The following is a 21,197-nucleotide window of genomic DNA, read 5'->3' on the forward strand; positions in this document are numbered from 1 at the left end:
ATCATGAGCAAGGGTATTGTTCTGCTCGCCGCCGGGGGTACCGGCGGCCATGTCTTTCCAGCCGAGGCCTTGGCGCACACGCTGAAAGCGCGCGGCTATCAGGTGCATCTGGTCACCGACAGCCGCGCCGAGCGTTATGCGGGCAAGTTTCCGGCGGAAGAGATTCACGTCGTTCCATCCGCCACCATCGGTTCGAAAAACCCGATTTCCGTGGCGCGTTCGCTGTGGAAGCTGTGGACAGGGCTGCGTTCAGCGCGCCGGCTGATCACGAAGCTGAAGCCGGTTGCGGTCGTCGGCTTTGGCGGTTATCCCACCGTGCCGCCGCTGCTTGCCTCGACCGGGCTTGGTGTGCCATCGATCATTCACGAGCAGAATGCGGTGATGGGTCGAGCCAACAAGGCGCTGGCGGCCCGTGTGAAGGCGATTGCCGGTGGTTTTCTGCCGCCCGCCAACGGCCAATATTCCGACAAGACGGTTGCGACCGGCAATCCCGTGCGCCCGGCGGTGCTGGCGGCGTCAGAGATACCCTATACGCCTTCGCAGACCGGCGAGACGTTCCAGCTCGTGGTTTTTGGCGGCAGCCAGGGAGCGCAGTTCTTTTCCAGCGCGGTTCCGGCGGCGATCTGCCTGTTGAAGGACGAACAGCGCAAGCGCATCGTCGTGACCCAGCAGGCGCGCCCCGAAGACAAGGACAGTGTGATCTCCTCGTATCAGAAGCTGGGCGTGAAGGCGGATGTCTCGCCTTTCTTCGGCGACATGGCCTCCCGCATCGGTGAGGCCGATCTGGTCATCAGCCGTTCGGGTGCGTCGACGGTATCGGAGCTTTCGGTGATCGGCCGACCCTCGATCCTCGTGCCTTATCCGCATGCGCTGGATCACGATCAGGCGGCCAATGCGGCAGCGCTTTCGGCAGCCGGCGGTGCAAGCGTTATCAGGCAGTCGGAACTGTCGCCGCAGAAGCTCTCCGGCCTTCTGTCCTCGGCGCTGTCCGAGCCGGATCGGTTGTCCGCAACGGCGGCGGCGGCCAAGGCGACAGGAAAACCGCACGCGGCGGATGTACTGGCCGATCTGGTCGAGGCGATTGCGAGCGGAAAGTCCGTACAGGAATTCAAGAAGAACATTGAAGGAGTTGAGGCATGAAGATGCCGAAAGCCATAGGCCTTGTCCATTTCATCGGCATAGGCGGGATCGGCATGAGCGGCATTGCCGAAGTGCTTCACAATCTCGGTCATCGCGTACAGGGCTCCGACCAGGCCGACAGCGCCAATGTGCAGCGCCTGCGCGACAAGGGCATCGAGGTCTTCGTCGGCCACACGGCGGATAATCTCGGTGATGCCGAGGTCGTGGTCGTTTCCACCGCGATCAAGAAGAACAATCCGGAGCTGATCGCCGCGCGGGAAAAACACCTGCCGATCGTTCGCCGTGCCGAAATGCTGGCCGAGTTGATGCGTTTCCGCAACGCCATTGCCATCGGTGGCACGCACGGCAAGACCACCACAACTTCGATGGTCGCGACCCTGCTGGAAGCCGGCAATCTCGACCCGACCGTCATCAACGGCGGTATCATCAACGCCTATGGCACCAACGCCCGCATGGGCGAGGGCGAGTGGATGGTGGTGGAGGCCGATGAATCCGATGGCACATTCCTGAAGCTTCCGGCCGATGTGGCCGTGATCACCAATATCGACCCGGAACATCTTGACCACTACGGCAATTTCGACGCCGTGCGCGCTGCTTTCCGGCAATTCGTGGAGAATGTTCCGTTCTACGGCTTTGGCGTCATGTGTCTCGACCATCCCGAGGTGCAGGCTCTGGTTGGGCGTATCGAAGACCGTAAGGTCATCACCTATGGTGAGAACCCACAGGCCGACGTGCGGTTTTCGAATGTGCGCATCGATGGCACGCGGTCTATCTTCGATGTGGAAATTCGCCGGCGCCGCACCGGCAAGATATTCTCCTTCACGGACCTCGTCCTGCCGATGCCCGGTCGCCACAATGTTTCGAACGCAACGGCCGCGATTGCCGTCGCCAATCGTCTCGGTATTTCGGAAGCGGACATCAAGAAGGGCCTCGCCTCCTTTGCCGGCGTCAAGCGTCGTTTCACGCTGACGGGCGAAGCCAATGGCGTGCAGGTCTTCGACGATTACGGCCACCATCCGGTTGAGATCAAGGCTGTGCTCGCGGCTGCGCGCGAAGCCTGCAAGGGCCGCATCATCGCCGTGCATCAGCCGCACCGCTACAGCCGCCTTTCCAGCCTGTTCGATGATTTCGCGCATTGTTTTAACGATGCCGATACGATTATTCTTGCTCCGGTCTATGCAGCGGGCGAAGATCCGATCGAGGGCGCAAGCTCGGAAGCGCTGGTCTCCGCAATCAAGGCTGCCGGCCATCGCGATGCCCGTTTTCTCGAAAAACGGGAAGATCTCGCGTCAGTGGTTGCAGGCATTGCGAATCCGGGCGATTTCGTGGTTCTCTTGGGGGCCGGAAATATCACGCAATGGGCGGCAGCGCTGCCTTCGGAATTGAAGAGCATATCAGGAAAGTCTGAATGAGACAGGTCGATGGGGTTAAATTGCTGGGGAGGCTCGGCGACGGGGTAAAGGAATTGCGGGGACGTCTGACACCGGATGCGCCCATGGACCGCGTGACGTGGTTCAGAGCCGGCGGTCTTGCGGAAGTCATGTTCCAGCCGCACGATACCGACGATCTGGTTACATTCCTGAAAATCCTGCCGGAGGACGTGCCGTTGACCGTGGTCGGTGTCGGCTCGAACCTTCTGGTGCGCGATGGCGGCATTCCAGGTGTCGTCGTCCGTCTTTCCGCCAAAGGTTTCGGCTCGGTGGAGCTTTCGGGTGAAAACCGCATCAAGGCAGGCGCGATCTGCCCGGACAAGCATATTGCCGCGATGGCCATGGATAATGGCATTGGCGGTTTCCATTTCTATTACGGTATTCCCGGCTCCATCGGCGGCGCGCTACGCATGAATGCGGGCGCCAACGGCGGTGAAACGCGTGAGCGTGTCGTGGAGGTTTATGCGGTGGACCGTCAGGGCAACCAGCATGTGCTCTCCAATGCGGATATGGATTACAGCTATCGCCACTCCGGCGCCGATGCTGGTCTGATCTTCACCGGCGCCCTGTTTGAGGGTTATCCGGAAGACCGCGCGAAGATCCGCGCCGATATGGACGCCGTGCGTCACCACCGCGAAACCGTGCAGCCGATCCGTGAACAGACCGGTGGATCAACCTTCAAGAACCCCGAAGGTCATTCCGCCTGGGAACTGATCGACGAAGCGGGCGGTCGCGGTCTGGTCATCGGCGGTGCGCAGATGTCATCGCTGCATTGCAATTTCATGATCAATACCGGCCATGCGACCGGTTACGATCTGGAATATCTGGGCGAGACCATTCGCAAGCGCGTGTTCGAGAAGTCGGGCATTCGGCTGGAGTGGGAAATCAAACGGCTTGGGCTTTTCATGCCGGGTCGTGAAGTGGAGCCCTTCCTCGGCGCCTGAAAATTTCGATGCCTCGCGATTGCCATGAGCAACTGCGTTAGCCGTTTCATATCTCTCCTGGCAGCACCAAGCGGCCAGGAGTTTTTGTTTCATATCACCCTTGGCGACGGGTAACGGTCGATCAATAGTTTTTATCTATAAGCAGTATTTAGATTACGGGAGAGGCAGCGTTGCGCCACTCTACTGCTTGGGTGATATTTATGAGCATTTTCATTGCCGATCGCGTAAGCGGACAGCTGTCACGTTTTATAAGCGAACTCGTCGCGATAACGACTTTCACCGTGGCGACACCGGATGGATGGCGTCGGCTTGACCCGGTACAGTCATCATTTCGATTGGCTTGCCTGATCGCTTCCATAGCCGCCGTTATCTGTGTCGTTGCGATCCTGACGATGGCGCAGTTGGACCTGGTCTCGGACTTGAGCAATGGGCTCACGATCGGCCTGGTCCTTAGTACGACAATCTCTTTCACCGTCGGTTTTTTAATTTGCTGGCTCAATGCGAGGCAGATGCAGTTACTGATCCAGTCACACGAGCGTTTTGCGCAGCTCAGCCAGACTGATGCTCTGACAGGTCTTCATAACCGGCTAGGTCTTTATTCGAATTGCGTTCACCTGAGTACGCCATATTGCGTCGCATTTATCGACATTGATCATTTTAAGTCCGTGAATGACAGCTACGGCCATTTGGCTGGTGACATGGTTATCTCCAGTGTTGCCAAGACAATTCGGGAAGGTTTCGATGAAGCTGCTCATGTGGCGCGGATGGGCGGTGAAGAGTTTGTCGTCGTCCACACCCTTGCCCCGGACCGGTTCCTGGAACAGTGCGAAGGCGTCCGTGAGAAGATCGCGACGACAACGGTTCATTTTCAGGATTTGCAGATCAGTACCACCATCTCGATAGGTGTGGCCTTGCGCGGGAACAGGGAGATTTTCGAGAAGGTCATGCACAATGCGGATATGGCGCTCTACGAGGCGAAACGTAGCGGGCGTAATCGCATCTGTTCGTCGGGCGCGAAAGGTGGCCGTCAAATTATCGCTTGAGGATCATCACAAACGAAAAAAGGCCGCGAAAGGTGATTTCGCGGCCCCGATCTTTTAGTGGCTTGTCGCTCAGACTTCATCCTTGCGGGACAGAAGAATGCAGGCGAGCGTGATGAGGGCGGATACGCAGAGGTAATATCCGACATATCCCATGCCGTAATTCACCTGCAGCCATGTGGCGATGTAGGGTGCCAGCGATGCGCCGAAGATGCCGGCCATGTTGAAGGTGATGGACGAGCCGGTGTAGCGCACCCTTGTCGGGAAGGGGGCGGCAAGCGCCGTTCCAATCAGGCCGTAGGTCATGCCCATCAGCGTCATCGCAAGAGCCGCGAAGATGAAGATCGAACCTTCGCCGCCTGTCATCAGGGTAGGCAGCAGGAACGAGAACAGGCCGATCAGCACCGTCGTCAGGATCAGGATTTCGCGACGGCCGAAGCGCTCAGCGAGCTTGCCGGCGATCGGGATGAAGATGCCGAAAACGATGGAGCCCATGATCTGCACTTCGAGTGCGTCGAGGAACGGGATTTTCAGAACCTTGACGTTGTAGGACAGCAGATAGGCGGTACCGATATAGAACAGCACGAAGGTAGCCAACGCTACGAAAGTGCCGAGCGCGAGGCTGCGCTTGTGGTTGCGGAACAGTTCCACGACCGGCACGGCAACACGTTCTTCCTTTTCGATCGCCTTCTGGAAGGCTGGCGTTTCGGTGATCGACAGACGAACCCACATGCCAACCGCGATCAGGATGATCGAAGCGACGAAGGGAATGCGCCAGCCCCAGCTCAGAAGCGCTTCCTGCGACATGAAGTGCAGCAGGATCCAGAAGACGCCGGAGGAGAGGAACAGACCGACGGGCGCGCCGAGCTGCGGAAACATCCCGTACCAGCTGCGCTTGCCGGGAGGAGCGTTTTCCGTGGCGAGCAGGACCGCGCCACCCCATTCTCCGCCAAGACCGAAGCCCTGACCGAAGCGGCAAAGCGCCAGCAACAGAGGTGCCAGAACACCGGCTGTCTCATAGGACGGCAGAAGGCCGATCACGACCGTCGATACGCCCATGGTCAGCAGAGCGGCGACAAGCGTAGCTTTACGGCCGACGCGGTCACCATAATGGCCGAAAACGACGGCGCCGAGCGGGCGGGCGAAAAAGGCGATGGAGAAGGTGGCGAAGGATGCCAGAAGTGCCGTCATCGGATCATTGTTCGGGAAGAACAATGTCGGAAACACGAGCACTGCGGCCGTGGCGTAAACGTAAAAATCGAAAAACTCGATGGTCGTGCCGACCAGGCTGGCAGTGAGAACTCGTGCAGGCGAATTTGTCTTTACAACGTTCGAATTGCCAGCTGTCGGCGATACCTGAGATACCGCGTCAGTCATGGTTTTGGTCCCATTTTTGGATGATTGCATGTCATGCCTTGGGAGGCATTGACTGCGTTAACGCAATTTTTGTTCTTTTGGAATGCTAAAAAAGAAATAATGCGGACAATGTGATCGGCTGGCGCGACAGGCACCGCAGCGTGTGCGAGGACGCAGTCTCAAGATTGAGAGACTGATTCAGGCGACGGATTTAAAATGCTGAAACGTCAGATAATTTTCGCTGGGGAAAAGCATCATCCGTTAACGTTTTCGCCTTGTCTTTATCAGGGATAGAAGTGTGCGGCACCCTCGTTCTATTTCCGATCATTGAAAACCTGCATGTTGCAATCCGTCCAACTCTCTGATTCCAAGGAGGTAATTCGGATCGATGCTGATTCTTTAATGGAACTGGCATGTTGGGCGCGGCGGTTAACGAAAGTAAACGATTCATTAACCTTAATGGCGTTTAACTGATCTCAAGGATCATGTGCCAGAATCACCGTTCGTCAAATTCGGTTGGTTCCGGTGCGGATCGTAGCGGAGATTTGGTGTCAGAGGTATCGATGGGCGGCAAGCACGTAGCTGTTCTTTTGGGTGGGTTTTCGTCGGAGCGGCCGGTCAGCCTCTCGTCCGGGAACGCTTGCGCGCTCGCCCTTGAGGGCGAGGGGTACAAGGTCACCCGGGTCGATGTGGGGCGCGATATCGCCGCCGTACTCGGCGAGCTGCGCCCGGATGTCGCCTTCAATGCGCTGCATGGCCCCTTCGGTGAAGACGGCACCATTCAAGGCATTCTCGAATATCTCGCCATTCCCTATACCCATTCCGGCGTGCTCGCTTCTGCACTTGCCATGGACAAGGCGCAGGCCAAGAAAGTGGCTGCGGCTGCTGGCATTCCGGTGGCTGACGAACGCGTCATGAACCGGTTCGAATTCACCAGCGAACATCCGCTTGCGCCGCCCTACGTCGTGAAGCCGGTGCGCGAAGGCTCTAGCTTCGGTGTGGTGATCGTCAAGGAAGACCAGTCGCATCCGCCGCAAATCCTTACCTCGTCCGAATGGCGTTACGGCGATCACGTCATGGTCGAGCGTTACATCCATGGTCGCGAACTGACCTGCGGCGTGCTCGACGGCGAGGCGCTAGGTGTGACGGAAGTGGTGCCGCTGGGTCACAATTTCTATGATTATGACGCTAAATACGCAGCCGGTGGCTCAAAGCATGTCATTCCGGCAGAAATTTCACCAAAAATTTACCAAAAAATTCAAACACTGGCGGTTATGGCGCATCGGGCGATCGGGTGCCGTGGCGTAAGCCGTTCAGACTTTCGTTACGACGACCGCTTCTCAGAAGATGGCGAAGTTATCTGGCTTGAAGTGAATACGCAGCCGGGCATGACGCCGACCTCCCTGGTGCCGGAAATGGCGGCCCATGCTGGCCGCTCCTTTGGTAACCTTGTCAGCTGGATGGTGGAGGACGCTTCGTGTTTGCGGTGACCGGCAAAAAGTCGACGGCAAAAAAGCGCGAGCAATTCGTGGCGACGGCAAATGCCGACGATCGCAGGGTGCTGCCGCGTCCGCTGCGTCGTTTCGTGCGTTTCGGTGTCAGCCTTGCGACCGGACGCATCCACATTCCCGCCCATACCGGCACGATTTCGGCTGTTGCCTTTTACGCGGTGATCGGGCTTTACGGCATGTCGCTTGGCGGACATACGAATATCGTCACCCAGACCACGACCTCGGCCGCCGGTTTTGCGGTTGAGGACGTCAAGGTATCCGGCAATTTGCAGACATCGGAAATCGAAGTCTTCCAGCTTCTCGGCCTTGACGGCAGCACCTCCCTGATTGCGCTTGATATCGATGCGGCACGCCGCAAGCTCGTCCAGCTTCCCTGGGTCGAAGATGTTGATATCCGCAAGGTCTACCCGAAGACGGTTGAGGTTCGCCTGAAGGAGCGTGAAGCTTTCGGCATCTGGCAGCATGGCACGGAACTGTCGCTGATCGAAAAAAGCGGCAGCGTGATCGCGCCGCTGCGTGACAATAAATTTGCCGCCCTGCCGCTGTTCGTCGGACGCGACGCGGAAACGGGTGCTGCCGGTTTCGTAGGGCAACTGGCTGATTGGCCGGAAATTCGCAACCGCGTTCGCGCCTATGTTCGCATTGCCGGCCGCCGCTGGGATCTGCATCTCGACAACGGCATCGTCGTCAAGCTGCCGGAAGAGAACCTGCCGCAGGCACTGCAATTGCTGGCACGGCTCGATCTCGAGGAAAAGGTTCTGTCGCGTGATGTCGCTGCCGTCGATCTGCGTCTGACGGACCGCACCACGATCCAGTTGACCGAAGGCGCAGCAGAGCGCCGCCAGACGGCGGTAGATGCACGCACGAAGGCACTCAAGAAAGCGGAGAAGAACACATGAGCTTTTTTGGTTCTTCCCATTTCGGCCTGCCTCGTCTGAAGCCGCTGTCTTCCAAACGCAGCCACATCGTCTCGGTGCTCGACATCGGCTCGACCAAGGTCGTTTGCATGATCGGACGGCTGACGCCGCGCCAGGAAAGCGAAATCCTGCCGGGTCGCACCCACAAGGTGGAAATCATCGGCATTGGTCACCAGCGCTCGCGCGGTGTGAAATCCGGCGTGATCGCCGATCTTGACGCGCTCGAAGGCGTGATCCGTCTTTCGGTGGATGCGGCCGAGCGCATGGCAGGCCTGACCGTCGACAGCCTGATCGTCAATGTTTCCGCCGGCAGGCTGGCAAGCGACATCTATACCGCGAGCATCGATCTCGGCGGACAGGAAGTGGAAGCAAGCGACCTGCGCAAGGTTCTGGTGGCGGCGAGCCAGCAGTCCATGCGTCAGGATCGGGCGATCCTGCATTCGCTGCCAACAGGCTATTCGCTGGATGGCGAGCGCGGCATTCGTGATCCGCTGTCGATGTATGGCGATCTTCTCGGTGTCGACATGCATGTGGTGACTGTCGAACGCACGGCGCTGAAGAACCTCGAGCTTTGCGTCAATCGTGCGCATCTTTCGGTCGAGGGCATGGTGGCGACGCCCTATGCCAGCGGTCTTGCGGCATTGGTCGATGACGAGGTCGAGCTTGGCTGTGCGGCCATCGACATGGGCGGCGGCACCACGACGATCTCGGTTTTCGCCGAAGGCCGTCTCATTCATACCGACGCGATCGGCCTTGGCGGCCATCACGTTACGACAGATCTTGCACGAGGCCTCTCGACACGAATCGAAGATGCGGAGAGACTGAAGGTGGTGCATGGTTCGGCTTTGCTGAATGGCGCGGATGAGCGCGACATGATTTCGATCCCGCCGATTGGCGAAGATGATCGCGATCAACCATCGCAAGTTTCAAGGGCACTTGTTACCCGCATCGTGCGGGCGCGTATCGAAGAGACGCTGGAATTGATCCGTGATCGTATCCAGAAGTCCGGCTTCAGCCCCATCGTCGGCAAACGTGTTGTCCTGACGGGCGGCGCGAGCCAGCTGACGGGGCTGCCGGAAACGGCACGGCGCATTCTTGCCCGCAACGTTCGTATCGGCCGCCCCATGGGGGTTGCGGGTCTTCCGGTTGCGGCAAAGGGACCGGCATTTTCAACCGCATGCGGACTGATGATCTATCCGCAGGTGGCGGACATCGAAATTCATGCGGCGCAAGGCGGAATGTTCTCGCCGTTTGGTACGGGTAGCGGCCGGATAGCCCGGGTAGGGCAATGGCTGAAAGAGAGTTTCTGAGTAGCCTCGTGGCGTGAGCCTGAGGTTTCCAAGTTGAGTTTTCAAGAATCGGCCAGCGGGGCGATGCGGCCAGAGAAAGAAGGAATGGTAAAATGACGATACAGCTGCAAAAGCCTGATATCACCGAGCTGAAGCCACGCATCACTGTTTTCGGTGTGGGCGGCGGTGGCGGTAACGCTGTCAACAACATGATCACGGCTGGCCTCCAGGGTGTCGATTTCGTCGTCGCCAACACGGATGCACAGGCTCTGACCATGACGAAGGCAGACCGGGTCATCCAGCTCGGCGTCAACGTCACCGAGGGTCTCGGTGCCGGTTCCCAGCCGGAAGTCGGACGCGCCGCCGCTGAAGAATGCATCGATGAGATCATCGATCACCTGAACGGCACCCACATGTGCTTCGTCACGGCCGGCATGGGAGGTGGTACCGGAACGGGTGCTGCACCTGTCGTCGCACAGGCTGCCCGCAACAAGGGCATTCTGACGGTCGGCGTCGTTACCAAGCCTTTCCATTTCGAAGGCGGTCGCCGCATGCGTCTTGCCGAACAGGGCATCGAGGAACTGCAGAAGTCCGTCGATACGCTGATCGTCATTCCGAACCAGAACCTCTTCCGCATTGCCAACGACAAGACGACCTTTGCCGATGCCTTCGCCATGGCTGACCAGGTTCTCTATTCCGGCGTTGCCTGCATTACCGATCTGATGGTGAAGGAAGGTCTCATCAACCTCGACTTCGCTGACGTTCGCTCGGTCATGCGTGAAATGGGCCGCGCAATGATGGGTACTGGCGAAGCTTCCGGTCCGGGCCGTGCGATGCAGGCTGCGGAAGCGGCAATCGCCAACCCGCTGCTCGACGAAACCTCGATGAAGGGCGCACAGGGCCTCCTGATCTCCATCACCGGCGGTCGCGATCTTACCCTGTTCGAAGTCGACGAAGCGGCTACCCGTATTCGCGAAGAAGTCGATCCGGATGCCAACATCATCCTCGGCGCAACCTTCGACGAGGCACTTGAAGGTCTCATCCGCGTCTCCGTCGTCGCGACCGGCATCGACCGCGTTGCGGGCGTTGGCGAACAGAACATTGCCGATATGCGCGCCGCAGCCGCCAAGCCGCTTATCCGTCCTTCCGCGGCCGTTGCTCCCGCTCCGGCCGCAGTTCAGCCTGCACAAGCAGTATCGCAGGCACCAAAGACCGTAGACCAGATCGCCCAGACCATCCGTTCGGCGGAAGCCGAAATGGAACGTGAACTTGGTTTCGCAGCACACCAGCAGCCCTCTCAGGATTTCCGTCCGCAGAGCAAGCTGTTTGCATCCGCTCCGGCTGAAGCACCGGCAGCTCTCCGTCCGGCACAGCCGGTTCAGCAGGCTGCTCCGGCACCTGTTGCCCCGGCACCGGTCTATCACGCGCCGGAACAGGTTGCCGCTCCGCGTCTGCAGCAGCCGCAGGCTCCGGTCTATCAGGAGCAGGCTCCTGTTGCCCGCCAGCCCGAGCCTGTCCGCATGCCGAAGGTCGAGGACTTTCCGCCGGTCGTGAAGGCCGAGATGGATCACCGTGCCCACGCAGCTCCTGCAGCCCAGGAAGAGCGTGGCCCGATGGGTCTTCTGAAGCGCATCACCAACTCGCTTGGTCGACGCGAAGAGGAAGAAGTTCCTTCCGAAATGATGGATGCGCCGAGCATGGCGCCGCAGCAGCGCCGCGCACTTTCGCCGGAAGCCAGCCTCTACGCTCCGCGTCGTGGCCAGCTTGACGATCACGGTCGTGCGACGCCTTCTTCGGCAAGCCACCATGACGACGACCAGCTGGAAATTCCGGCGTTCCTGCGTCGCCAGTCCAACTAACAGCGATTCCGTTCGCCTCTCCAAACGCCCGGGTCACACGACCCGGGCGTTTTGTTTTATTGTGCGTTATTAACAGTAAATTAATTCATCTTTTCAATGGCTTGTGCGTGTAACAATCCGAAACGAACAGTGATTTGTCCTGGCACTTTCATGTGCGTATGTATGAGGCTGGGTAAGGGAAAACATTGACCTTGCCGGTTGTTGAAACCGGCTTGAAAAACTTGAACGGCGCTGAATATACGGCGCGGTTTTCAAAACAAGGCATATACGCATGACTATCGGACTGCTCGGATTTCAGACGACTATCGCAAATGCTGTTCAGCTCAAGGGCATTGGCGTGCATTCCGGCAATCCGGCTTCGATGACGTTCCAGCCCGCAGAAGCCGGAACGGGCATCGTGTTTCAGCGCCTTCATGAAAATGGCAGCGTAACCGAGTTGAAGGCGGTGTCTTCCAATGTCGGCAATACCGATCTGTGCACCGTGCTCGGCCGCTCGCTATCCCAGTCAGTGGCAACGGTCGAGCACGTCATGGCCGCCATCTACGCCATGGGCCTCGATAACCTCGTCGTTGAGGTCGACGGTCCGGAAGTGCCGATCATGGACGGCAGCTCTGCGCCATTTATCGATGCGATCGAATCGGCTGGCATCAAGAACCTTGGTGTGAAGCGCCGCTATATCCGCGTCATCAAGCCGGTGCGCATCGATTCGGGTGCGTCCTGGGCGGAATTCCGCCCTTACGACGGCACGCGGTTCGAGGTCGATATCGATTTCGACACGCCACTGATCGGCAAGCAGTCCTGGAAGGGCGACCTGACGGCGGATACGTTCAAGAACGAGCTTTCGCGCGCCCGCACCTTCGGCTTCATGCGTGACGTGGAGCGCCTGTGGGCTGCCGGTTACGCACTCGGCTCTTCGCTTGAAAACTCTGTTGTCATCTCCGACGACAACAGCGTCATCAACATGGAAGGCCTGCGTTATGCCAAGGACGAATTCGTTCGCCATAAGACGCTGGACGCCGTGGGCGACCTGGCACTTGCCGGTGCGCAGTTCATCGGTTGCTATCGCTCCTATCGCGGCGGCCACAAGGTCAATGCCAACGCGCTGAAGGCTTTGCTGAGCGACCGCTCGGCCTATGAGATCGTGGAGGCTCCGGCCGCCCGCAACCAGGTACGTGCCCGCGAATTCGTTCCGGTCAACATGCCGGAATTTGCACCCTGGTCCGCTTGAGTTTGTTGCAGGCTATTGATTGACAGGAAAAGCCGCTCCGTTTCGGGGCGGCTTTTTCACGATGAGGGGCGGGATGTTTTGTCATACCGCCTGATATTCATGCGATTGCATGGGCCGATGCCATAAAAATGCGTTAATGCATCATCATTGCGTTGCCCTGCAGATGCTTTTATGGCTAGAAACGCCAGTGCAAAGCCGATGCTTATGTATTTGCGCGGGAAGTGGGAACTGTCGAATGAAGCATGTAGGGTCTGGTGCAATGAAGGGTACGATGCGGGGGATCGCCGTTTCGTTGATGTTGGTCGGTGCGAGTGTTGCCGTCACGGCCTGCCAGTCCGATCCGGATATCGACATTACCAAGCTCGGCGTCGAGACCGATCCGCCAGACGTTCTGTACAAGCAGGGGCTTGCCAACATGAACGCCGGCAACATGACGGAAGCCTCACGCAAGTTCGAGGCGATCGACAAGCAATATCCCTTCACCGAATGGGGCCAGAAGGCGCTTGTGATGCAGACCTTCATCGCCACTCGCACCAACAAGAACGACGTGGCCATCGCGTCGGGCAGCCGCTTCCTGCGCCAATATCCGCGCTCCAAGGATGCCGCCTACGTTCAGTACATGATCGGTCTTGCCTATTCGAAGCAGATTTCCGACGTGACGCAGGACCAGCGCGCCGCGCAGCGCACGGTCGAGGCGATGAGCAAGGTGGTCAACGACTACCCTGATTCGGAATATGTCGCTGACGCGCAGGCCAAGATCCGTTTCGCCCGCGACCAGCTCGCTGGCCGCGAAATGCAGGTCGGCCGTTATTACCTTGAGCGCAAGGAATATCTCGCCGCCGTTTCGCGTTTCCGTATCGTCGTCGAGCAATACCAGAACACCAACCAGATCGAGGAAGCGCTGGCCCGTCTGACGGAATCCTATTATGCGATGGGTCTTTCCGACGAGGCGCAGACTGCGGCCGCCGTTCTCGGCAACAACTATCCCGACAGCCAATGGTATGCGGATTCCTACAAGCTGCTGAAGGGCGGTGGGTTGGAGCCGCGTGAAAACAAGGGGTCCTGGATTTCGCGCGCCGGCAAGAAGCTTATCGGCGCCTGAGACAGGGCATAGGCCATGCTGGTCCAGCTCTCGATTCGTGACATCGTTCTGATTGAAAGGCTCGACCTCGGCTTTGAGGCGGGCCTTTCCGTGTTGACGGGTGAGACGGGCGCGGGCAAATCCATTCTGCTTGACAGCCTGTCGCTGGCCCTCGGGGGCCGCGGCGATGGCGGTCTGGTGCGCCACGGGGAAGAGAAGGGACAGGTCACTGCCACTTTCGAAGTTCCGAACAGCCACCCCACACGGCATCTCCTGCGCGAAAACGGTCTGGATGACGATGGCGACCTGATTTTCCGCCGCGTGCAATCCGCAGACGGACGCACAAAGGCCTATATCAACGATCAGGCCATCAGCGTGCAGATGATGCGTCAGCTGGGGCAGCTACTGGTCGAAATTCACGGCCAGCACGACGACCGCGCTCTTGTCGATACCGATGCCCACCGCACGCTGCTGGATGCTTTTGCCGGGCTGAGCGACGATGCCCGTGCCGTTCAGGGTTTCTACCGCACATGGAAGGACGCCGAGCGGGCGTTGAAAACCCATCGTGCCAAGGTTGAGGCTGCTGCCCGAGAGGCGGACTATCTGCGTTCCTCCGTCGAGGAGCTTGAGGTGCTCTCGCCGCGCGACGGCGAGGAGGAGGAGCTTGCCGAACGTCGGGCGGTGATGCAGAAATCCGAACGTATTGCCGGTGATATCGCCGAAGCTAGCGAGTTCCTGAACGGCAACGCCTCGCCAGTGCCCATGATCGCATCCATGATGCGGCGCCTGGAACGCAAGAGCCACGAGGCGCCGGGATTGCTGGAAGACACCGTGCAATTGCTGGATGCCGCGCTCGACAGCCTTTCCAACGCGCAGATGGAAGTGGAAGCCGCACTTCGCCGCACCGAGTTCGATCCACGCGAGCTGGAGCGGGTGGAGGAACGGCTGTTTGCGCTACGCGCCGCTGGACGCAAATATAATGTCGCGGTGCCTGATCTGCCGGCGCTTGCGGAAAAAATGGTCGCGGATCTCGCCGACCTCGATGCGGGCGAAGAAAAGCTCGGCAAACTTGAAGCCAATCTCGGCGTTGTGAAAGCCGATTTCGACCACGCGGCCAAATCGCTTTCCGAAAAACGCCGCAATGCGGCGAATGCGCTTTCCGAAGCTGTCATGGCGGAGCTTCCGGCGCTCAAGCTGGAGCGGGCACGTTTTACCGTCGAAGTCAGCTCCGACCCGGAGCAAGCGACGGCTGACGGTATCGACATCGTGGAATTCCACGTTCAGACCAATCCTGGAACGCGGCCCGGCCCGATCATGAAAGTCGCTTCTGGCGGCGAATTGTCCCGTTTCCTGCTGGCGCTTAAAGTCGCGCTGGCTGATCGTGGTTCGGCACCGACACTGGTGTTCGACGAAATCGACACGGGCGTTGGCGGCGCTGTGGCAGATGCCATTGGCCAGAGGCTGCGTCGTCTGTCGAAAACCGTGCAGGTTCTGTCCGTCACCCACGCGCCCCAGGTGGCCGCGCGGGCGGCCACGCATCTTCTCATTTCCAAAGGCCCCTCCGGCGACGGCACCGAGCGCATCGCCACGCGTGTCGCTACCATGGAGCCGAAACATCGCACCGAAGAAATCGCCCGCATGCTTGCCGGTGCCTCGGTGACCGATGAGGCGAGGGCTGCCGCCGCCCGCCTGCTTGCCGCCAAGGATTAACGGCTGACGGCAACCGCCACGCCGGAGCCGATCATGACGCCGCCCGCAGCCCGGTTCACCCTGCGGACGATTCTTGGCTCACGCAGCAGCTTTCTTGCCCGCACAGCCAGAACCACATGAGCGCCGATCACAACCGCCTCCACCACGACGATGACGGATGCCAGCGCCAGAAGGTGATCGACCGTCAGCGAGGCGCCGACAACGTTCGGTAACAATGCCACGTAAAAGAGCGGCATTTTCGGATTTCCGAGATTGAGTGCGGTTCCCGTGGCGAATATCGAAAGAAGGCTATGGCGGCCATTCATGGGTTGCAGATCGGGAACCACAGGTTCCGCTGTCCAGAGTTTGAAGCCCATCCAGATGAGATAGGCCGCGCCGCCATAGCGCAGCACCGCCATCACCGTTCCCATTTCGGCGGCGAGGATCGACAGGCCGAGGGCTGCAAGCGTGAGGAATATCAATATTCCTGCCACGGTTCCGGCCCCATAGGCGAGGCCGGAGGCGGCACCATGGGTGATGGTGCGGGCGACGATCGTCATATTGTCCGGGCCGGGGCTGGCCGCGAACACGAAGAAGGCTGCTGCAAAGGCAATGAGGGTGGTGAGTTCCATGGGGGCTCCGGCTTCTGTTTCATCCGGATGCTCAGAATAGCGGATTCCCGCCTGTTGAAAAGCGAGGATGGTTTTGCGTTTGCCAATAATTCGCTAAAAGCATTGCAGATTCATCCGTGAGGCTTCTTCCATGTCGAAAGACCAGATTCCCGTCGAAAACCTGACCGAGCTTGAGGCCTCTTCCGAGCTGGCATTTCTGGCAGCCGAGCTTTCCCGCCACGATGCGCTTTATCATGGCAAGGACGCGCCGGAAATTTCGGACGCGGACTACGATGCGCTGAAGCGGCGCAACGATGCCATAGAGGCGGCTTTCCCGGCGCTGGTGCGGGCCGACAGCCCTTCGAAGAAAGTCGGCTTCACGCCGCTTCCCACCTTCGCGCCCATCGTGCATGCGCGGCCGATGCTGTCACTCGACAATACGTTTTCTGAAGGTGATCTGCGCGATTTCGTCAGTTCGGTTTACCGCTTCCTCGGGCACCTGCCGGATGATTCGATTGCCTTTACCGCCGAGCCGAAGATCGACGGACTTTCCATGTCCATCCGCTACGAGAACGGCAAGCTGAAGACGGCGGCAACACGTGGCGACGGCACGACGGGCGAGAACGTTACCGCCAATATCAAGACCATCAAGGAAATTCCGAACCAGCTGCCTGCCGATGTACCCGATGTGGTGGAGGTGCGCGGCGAGGTCTATATGGCCAAGAGCGACTTCATGGCGCTCAATGCCCAGATGGAGGCCGATGGCAAGCAGACCTATGTGAACCCGCGCAACACGGCCTCCGGTTCGCTGCGCCAGCTTGACGCCAATGTGACGGCGAAACGCAAGCTGCGGTTCTTTGCCTATGCGCTTGGCGAGGTCTCGAATGGCGGCCAGCCGACGCGGATTGCCGACACGCAATATGGTATCGTCGAGAAATTCCGGGAATGGGGTTTCCCGGTCAATCCGCTGATGAAGCGATTCACGTCTGCCGAACAATTGCTTGAACATTATAATGAAATCGGTGTCGCGCGACCCGATCTCGATTACGATATCGACGGCGTGGTCTACAAGGTCGACCGGCTTGACCTTCAGGAACGGCTGGGTTTCCGTTCGCGCAGCCCGCGCTGGGCCACCGCACACAAGTTTCCGGCCGAGCAGGCCTTCACCACGGTCGAGAACATTGAAATCCAGGTAGGGCGCACCGGCGCGCTGACACCGGTTGCGCGTCTCACCCCGATTACCGTCGGCGGCGTCGTCGTCACCAATGCGACGCTACACAATGCCGATTACATCGAGGGTATCGGCAATAGCGGCGAGCGCATTCGGCCCGAGGATCATGATATCCGCATTGGCGATACTGTCATCGTGCAGCGTGCAGGCGATGTCATTCCGCAGGTGCTGGATGTGCTTCTGGAGAAGCGCCCGGCTGAGGCGGTGAAATATGCGTTTCCGGAGAAATGTCCTGTGTGCGGCAGCCATGCGGTGCGGGAGCGCAATGAAAAGACCGGTAAGCTCGATTCGGTCACGCGCTGCACCGGCGGTTTCGTCTGCCGGGCGCAGGCGGTCGAGCATCTGAAACATTTCGTCTCACGCAATGCTTTCGATATCGAGGGGTTGGGTACCAAGCAGATCGATTTCTTCTTCGAAAGCGAGGATCCGGCCCTCTCCATCAAGACCGCGCCTGATATTTTCACGCTGAAGGCGCGGCAGGAGGCATCGCATCTTACCAAGCTCGAAAACATAGATGGTTTCGGCAAGGTCAGCGTCAAGAAACTGTTCGATGCCATCGATGCCCGCCGCGAGATCGATCTGCATCGGTTGATCTTCGCTCTCGGCATTCGTCACGTCGGTGAAACCACGGCGAAGCTTCTGGCGCGTTCCTATGGCACCTATGAGCATTTCGAGGAAGCCATGAAGGCGGCAGCCGACCCGGCGAGCGATGCCTGGGCCGAACTCAACAGTATCGATGGCATCGGCGAGGTCGTGGCGCGCGCCATCATCGAATTCTACAAGGAACCGCGCAATCTCGATGTCATCGACCGGCTGATACGGGAGCTGCGGCCGAAGGAGGCCGAGAAGCCCTCGACCGAAGGCAGCCCGGTGGCGGGCAAGACGGTGGTCTTTACCGGGTCTCTGGAAAAATTCACGCGCGACGAGGCCAAGGCCCGTGCGGAAAGTCTGGGCGCGAAGGTGGCCGGTTCCGTATCAAAGAAGACGGATATTCTGGTGGCCGGGCCGGGGGCAGGTTCCAAGCTTGCCAAGGCGGCGGAGCTGGGCGTTCAGACCATGGACGAGGACGAGTGGCTGGCGCTGATCGGTGGCTGAAGCACCGTCATCGCCTCGTTGTTTTGCGCCGCTATGGGTCTCATCCTGAAACGGGGAACGGGACATGGATGACCGCATCGTCATCTCTACGCAGCAGGTTCGAGCGCTGATCGCAAGCCAGTTTCCGCAATGGGCGGAGCTTGATGTCAGGCCGGTGGAACTGAGCGGCTGGGATAATCGCAGCTTCCGCCTTGGTGATGATATGCTCGTTCGCCTGCCGAGCGCTGCGGGTTATGTCGCGCAGGTAGAGAAGGAGCATCGCTGGCTGCCGAAGCTTGCGCCTCTTTTGCCTCTTCCGATCCCAAAGCCATTGGCGATTGGTGAGCCGGGACAAGATTATCCGTTTCCATGGTCCGTTTATGGCTGGCTTGAAGGCGAGCCTCTCGCCCGGCATCTTGGGCATATAGATCTCGCAACAATAGCCGTCGACGTAGCAGCGTTTTTGAAATCCCTGCAGGGCATCGATGCGACGGATGGTCCGTTTGCGGGCGAGCACAATTTCCACCGCGGTGGGTCGCTTGCAGTCTATGACGGCGAGGCGAGGGCGGCGGCGTTGCGCCTTGTCGATGAGGTCGATCAGAGGCTGGCCACGGAAATATGGCAGCTTGCTCTTTCGAGCAGCTGGCAGGGCCAGGGCGTTTGGGTGCATGGCGATATTGCCGAAGGCAATCTGCTTGTAAGAGATGGCCGCGTCTCAGCCGTCATAGACTTCGGCAGTTCCGGCGTCGGAGACCCATCTTCCGATCTCATTCTGGCATGGAACGTGCTCGACGCCGAAAGCCGGAACGTCTTTCGCCAGGCGATGGATCTCGACAATGCCACATGGCAGCGCGGGCGCGGCTGGGCGCTGTGGAAGGCGTTGATCACGCTTGAGGCTCAACGTGGACGTGATGAGAAACTGGCCGAATGGTCACGTCGGACCATTCGGGAAGTGATTGCCGATCATTTGTCCGCCTGAAACATCAGCGCAGACGTGCCATGACGTAGGCGTCGACATATTTGCCGTCGCGATAGGCATCGTTGCGCAAGGTGCCCTCGCGTTCGAAACCGAGTTTCTCATAGAGCCGGAGGGCGGCCAGATTGTCGGTGAAGACATTCAGTTCGATGCGACGGATATCATGCCAGTTATCGGCCGCGTCGATGAGTGCCGTCAGAAGCCTTGAACCGACGCCCTTTCCGGCGAAATCGTCGTGAACGGACATCGCAAGATCGGCGACATGGTACTGTCTGCCCGCTCTGCGGTATAATCCGGCGTTACCAACGAGTTTTCCGTGCCACTCCGCGACGATGACGATGTCGGTAGGGGCTCGGTTTTCTATCGATTTTCTCGTCTTTTCAATCGTCTGGAAAGGCTGCCGAAGGGTGCCGTGCCGGACGCCGGGAAGGTTGAGCATTTCCGTCAAGGCTTCGACGTCTTCAAGCCGGGTCGCACGCAGGACAACGTCCTTTAGATCAAATGGCTTGTTTGTAATATCCGCTGGTTTCATGTTCAGGCCTGTCTCCTTGTGGCGCGTTCGGAGCAGGCGTGACACCCCTGCTCTTATCGGCAGGGGTGGATGTTGATCGCTCAGTGCGCGGACATGCCTTTCCCTGCCGGTTGACCGGTCATCGTCATATGGCGGGTGGTCGTCGTTTTGATAGCGATCATGATGGCGAGAATGCTTTTACGAACTGTCACTGTCAAGCGGGTGCCTTGCGCAGGAAATCTCTTAGTTTTGCCGGCAGCCTGCCGTCAATCGCGGCAAGGCCGGCGGCAATCATCGCCATTCCAGCGAAGTGCTTGATTTCCAGCTGTTCTCCGAGAATGAGCGAACCGAGAAGGATGGCGCTGACGGGAATGAGGAAGGTGACGAGCGCGAGATTGGTGGCGCCGGCAGTTGCAAGGATGCGAAAGAAGATGAGGTAGGCCAAGGCCGTGGACAAGAGCGCGATACCGATGAGTGCGCCCCAGGTGCCGAGGCTCGGCATGGCAAGCGTCCAAGGCTTGTCAATGAGGAGCGCGGCGGGGATCAGCATCAGTGTCGAGGACGATATCTGGCCGGTGGCGGTCATCAGTGGCGGCACGCCCATGGCCTTGAAGCGGCGGCCGAATATGCCCGCGAAAGAATAGGAGATAGCTGCGCCGAGAATGGCAATCTGACCCCAGAGGCCGGAGATCGCACCGCCAAAGGCTGCCGGGCCGATCATCGTCGCCACGCCGGCAAAACCGATGAGAACACCCGCCAGCTTGTTGCCCGTCATCTTCTCGTCGGCTGTGAGGAAATGGGCGACGATGACGGTAAAGAGCGGCGTCGTCGCATTGAGGATCGAGGCCAACCCGCTGGCAATATGGGTCTGGCCCCAGACGATCAGGCAGAAGGGAATGATGTTGTTGAGCAGGCCCATGCCGAAAAAGGCGCGCCATACGGCCCATTGCCGTGGCAGATGAAGGCCCATGATGCGGCAGACGATCAGCAGTGCCGTGGCAGCGAGGCTGACACGCAGCGTGACGATGGTGACCGGCGGCAGTTCCTTGACGGCAATGCCGATGAAAAAGAACGATCCGCCCCACAGCAGCGAGAGCGCCACAAGCATCCCCCATTCGCTGGCATCCATCTGTTTTTGTATTGCCACCTTCGTCTCTCCCACCGCTGGAAAATTGAAATAGTCACAGAGAACGCCACGTTCAGCCACCCGATATCGGTTGAGTTTACCTCAATCAGTCGTCTGGCAATCTTGGTTCCGTCCGCGCCCGTTGCATCTATTTACTCCTCATATTATGTTGTTTTCAAACGAT

At 59.1% G+C, this 21,197-nt stretch carries 17 protein-coding genes; 13 read left to right on the forward strand and 4 right to left on the reverse strand.

Features of this window, described 5'->3' with window-relative positions; all coding sequences use genetic code 11:
• Positions 1–3 precede the first annotated feature (3 nt).
• The 4 genes from murG (at position 4) to AB4Z23_RS10005 (ending at position 4,557) form a co-directional block, all read left to right on the forward strand.
• Positions 4–1,140, forward strand: coding sequence for an undecaprenyldiphospho-muramoylpentapeptide beta-N-acetylglucosaminyltransferase (gene murG, locus AB4Z23_RS09990; protein WP_111803818.1), 1,137 nt, complete (start codon positions 4–6; stop codon positions 1,138–1,140).
• Entirely contained in the window at positions 1,137–2,552 is a 1,416-nt protein-coding gene (gene murC, locus AB4Z23_RS09995; RefSeq protein WP_038491615.1) for a UDP-N-acetylmuramate--L-alanine ligase, read from the forward strand. The genes murG and murC overlap by 4 nt, the downstream gene beginning before the upstream one ends.
• The gene (gene murB / locus AB4Z23_RS10000) at positions 2,549–3,514 is read left to right on the forward strand and encodes a UDP-N-acetylmuramate dehydrogenase (protein ID WP_003513214.1); all 966 of its coding nucleotides are present in this window, start codon (positions 2,549–2,551) and stop codon (positions 3,512–3,514) included. The genes murC and murB overlap by 4 nt, the downstream gene beginning before the upstream one ends.
• 200 nt (positions 3,515–3,714) lie before the next feature.
• A complete protein-coding gene (locus tag AB4Z23_RS10005) occupies positions 3,715–4,557 on the forward strand; it encodes a GGDEF domain-containing protein (RefSeq protein ID WP_236759533.1) in 843 nt (280 codons plus the stop codon).
• A gap of 69 nt (positions 4,558–4,626) precedes the next feature.
• On the opposite strand, the gene AB4Z23_RS10010 is transcribed toward AB4Z23_RS10005, so the two are convergent.
• Complete coding sequence (locus AB4Z23_RS10010; protein ID WP_025594039.1) at positions 4,627–5,931, reverse strand: MFS transporter; 1,305 nt, start codon at positions 5,929–5,931, stop codon at positions 4,627–4,629.
• 542 nt (positions 5,932–6,473) lie between these two features.
• On the opposite strand from AB4Z23_RS10010, the gene AB4Z23_RS10015 reads away from it, so the two are divergent.
• The 7 genes from AB4Z23_RS10015 (at position 6,474) to recN (ending at position 15,505) form a co-directional block, all read left to right on the forward strand.
• Positions 6,474–7,400 (forward strand): D-alanine--D-alanine ligase, encoded by a 927-nt coding sequence (locus AB4Z23_RS10015; protein WP_003513211.1) that lies wholly within the window; start codon positions 6,474–6,476, stop codon positions 7,398–7,400.
• Complete coding sequence (locus AB4Z23_RS10020) at positions 7,388–8,320, forward strand: cell division protein FtsQ/DivIB (protein WP_421477172.1); 933 nt, start codon at positions 7,388–7,390, stop codon at positions 8,318–8,320. Before AB4Z23_RS10015 ends, AB4Z23_RS10020 begins: the two co-directional genes overlap by 13 nt.
• Complete coding sequence (gene ftsA, locus AB4Z23_RS10025) at positions 8,317–9,648, forward strand: cell division protein FtsA (protein ID WP_003513208.1); 1,332 nt, start codon at positions 8,317–8,319, stop codon at positions 9,646–9,648. Before AB4Z23_RS10020 ends, ftsA begins: the two co-directional genes overlap by 4 nt.
• A gap of 92 nt (positions 9,649–9,740) precedes the next feature.
• Positions 9,741–11,486, forward strand: a complete 1,746-nt coding sequence (gene ftsZ / locus AB4Z23_RS10030; protein ID WP_065659193.1) for a cell division protein FtsZ — start codon at positions 9,741–9,743, stop codon at positions 11,484–11,486.
• A gap of 271 nt (positions 11,487–11,757) precedes the next feature.
• Positions 11,758–12,714, forward strand: coding sequence for a UDP-3-O-acyl-N-acetylglucosamine deacetylase (gene lpxC / locus AB4Z23_RS10035; RefSeq protein ID WP_003513204.1), 957 nt, complete (start codon positions 11,758–11,760; stop codon positions 12,712–12,714).
• 235 nt (positions 12,715–12,949) lie between these two features.
• Positions 12,950–13,816, forward strand: a complete 867-nt coding sequence (locus AB4Z23_RS10040; RefSeq protein WP_003513201.1) for an outer membrane protein assembly factor BamD — start codon at positions 12,950–12,952, stop codon at positions 13,814–13,816.
• A 15-nt stretch (positions 13,817–13,831) separates the two neighbouring features.
• Entirely contained in the window at positions 13,832–15,505 is a 1,674-nt protein-coding gene (gene recN / locus AB4Z23_RS10045; RefSeq protein ID WP_065687185.1) for a DNA repair protein RecN, read from the forward strand.
• Here the strand turns inward: recN and AB4Z23_RS10050 are convergent.
• Positions 15,502–16,116: a LysE family translocator gene (locus AB4Z23_RS10050; RefSeq protein ID WP_421477174.1), complete on the reverse strand. Its 615-nt coding sequence runs from the start codon at positions 16,114–16,116 to the stop codon at positions 15,502–15,504. The two genes, recN and AB4Z23_RS10050, sit on opposite strands and share 4 nt — an antisense overlap.
• Before the next feature lie 130 nt (positions 16,117–16,246).
• On the opposite strand from AB4Z23_RS10050, the gene ligA reads away from it, so the two are divergent.
• Positions 16,247–18,421 carry an NAD-dependent DNA ligase LigA gene (ligA, locus tag AB4Z23_RS10055; RefSeq protein ID WP_421477176.1) on the forward strand — a complete coding sequence of 725 codons (2,175 nt, stop codon included), beginning with the start codon at positions 16,247–16,249 and terminating at the stop codon, positions 18,419–18,421.
• A 64-nt stretch (positions 18,422–18,485) separates the two neighbouring features.
• The gene (locus AB4Z23_RS10060) at positions 18,486–19,379 is read left to right on the forward strand and encodes an aminoglycoside phosphotransferase family protein (RefSeq protein WP_421477178.1); all 894 of its coding nucleotides are present in this window, start codon (positions 18,486–18,488) and stop codon (positions 19,377–19,379) included.
• 4 nt (positions 19,380–19,383) lie between these two features.
• Here the strand turns inward: AB4Z23_RS10060 and AB4Z23_RS10065 are convergent, their stop codons facing one another.
• Positions 19,384–19,908, reverse strand: coding sequence for a GNAT family N-acetyltransferase (locus tag AB4Z23_RS10065; protein WP_113291175.1), 525 nt, complete (start codon positions 19,906–19,908; stop codon positions 19,384–19,386).
• A gap of 193 nt (positions 19,909–20,101) precedes the next feature.
• Positions 20,102–21,034, reverse strand: coding sequence for a DMT family transporter (locus AB4Z23_RS10070; protein WP_025594031.1), 933 nt, complete (start codon positions 21,032–21,034; stop codon positions 20,102–20,104).
• Positions 21,035–21,197: the final 163 nt, after the last annotated feature.

Origin of the sequence: Agrobacterium sp. MCAB5 (assembly GCF_052114365.1) — a bacterium.
Classification (GTDB): domain Bacteria; phylum Pseudomonadota; class Alphaproteobacteria; order Rhizobiales; family Rhizobiaceae; genus Agrobacterium; species Agrobacterium tumefaciens.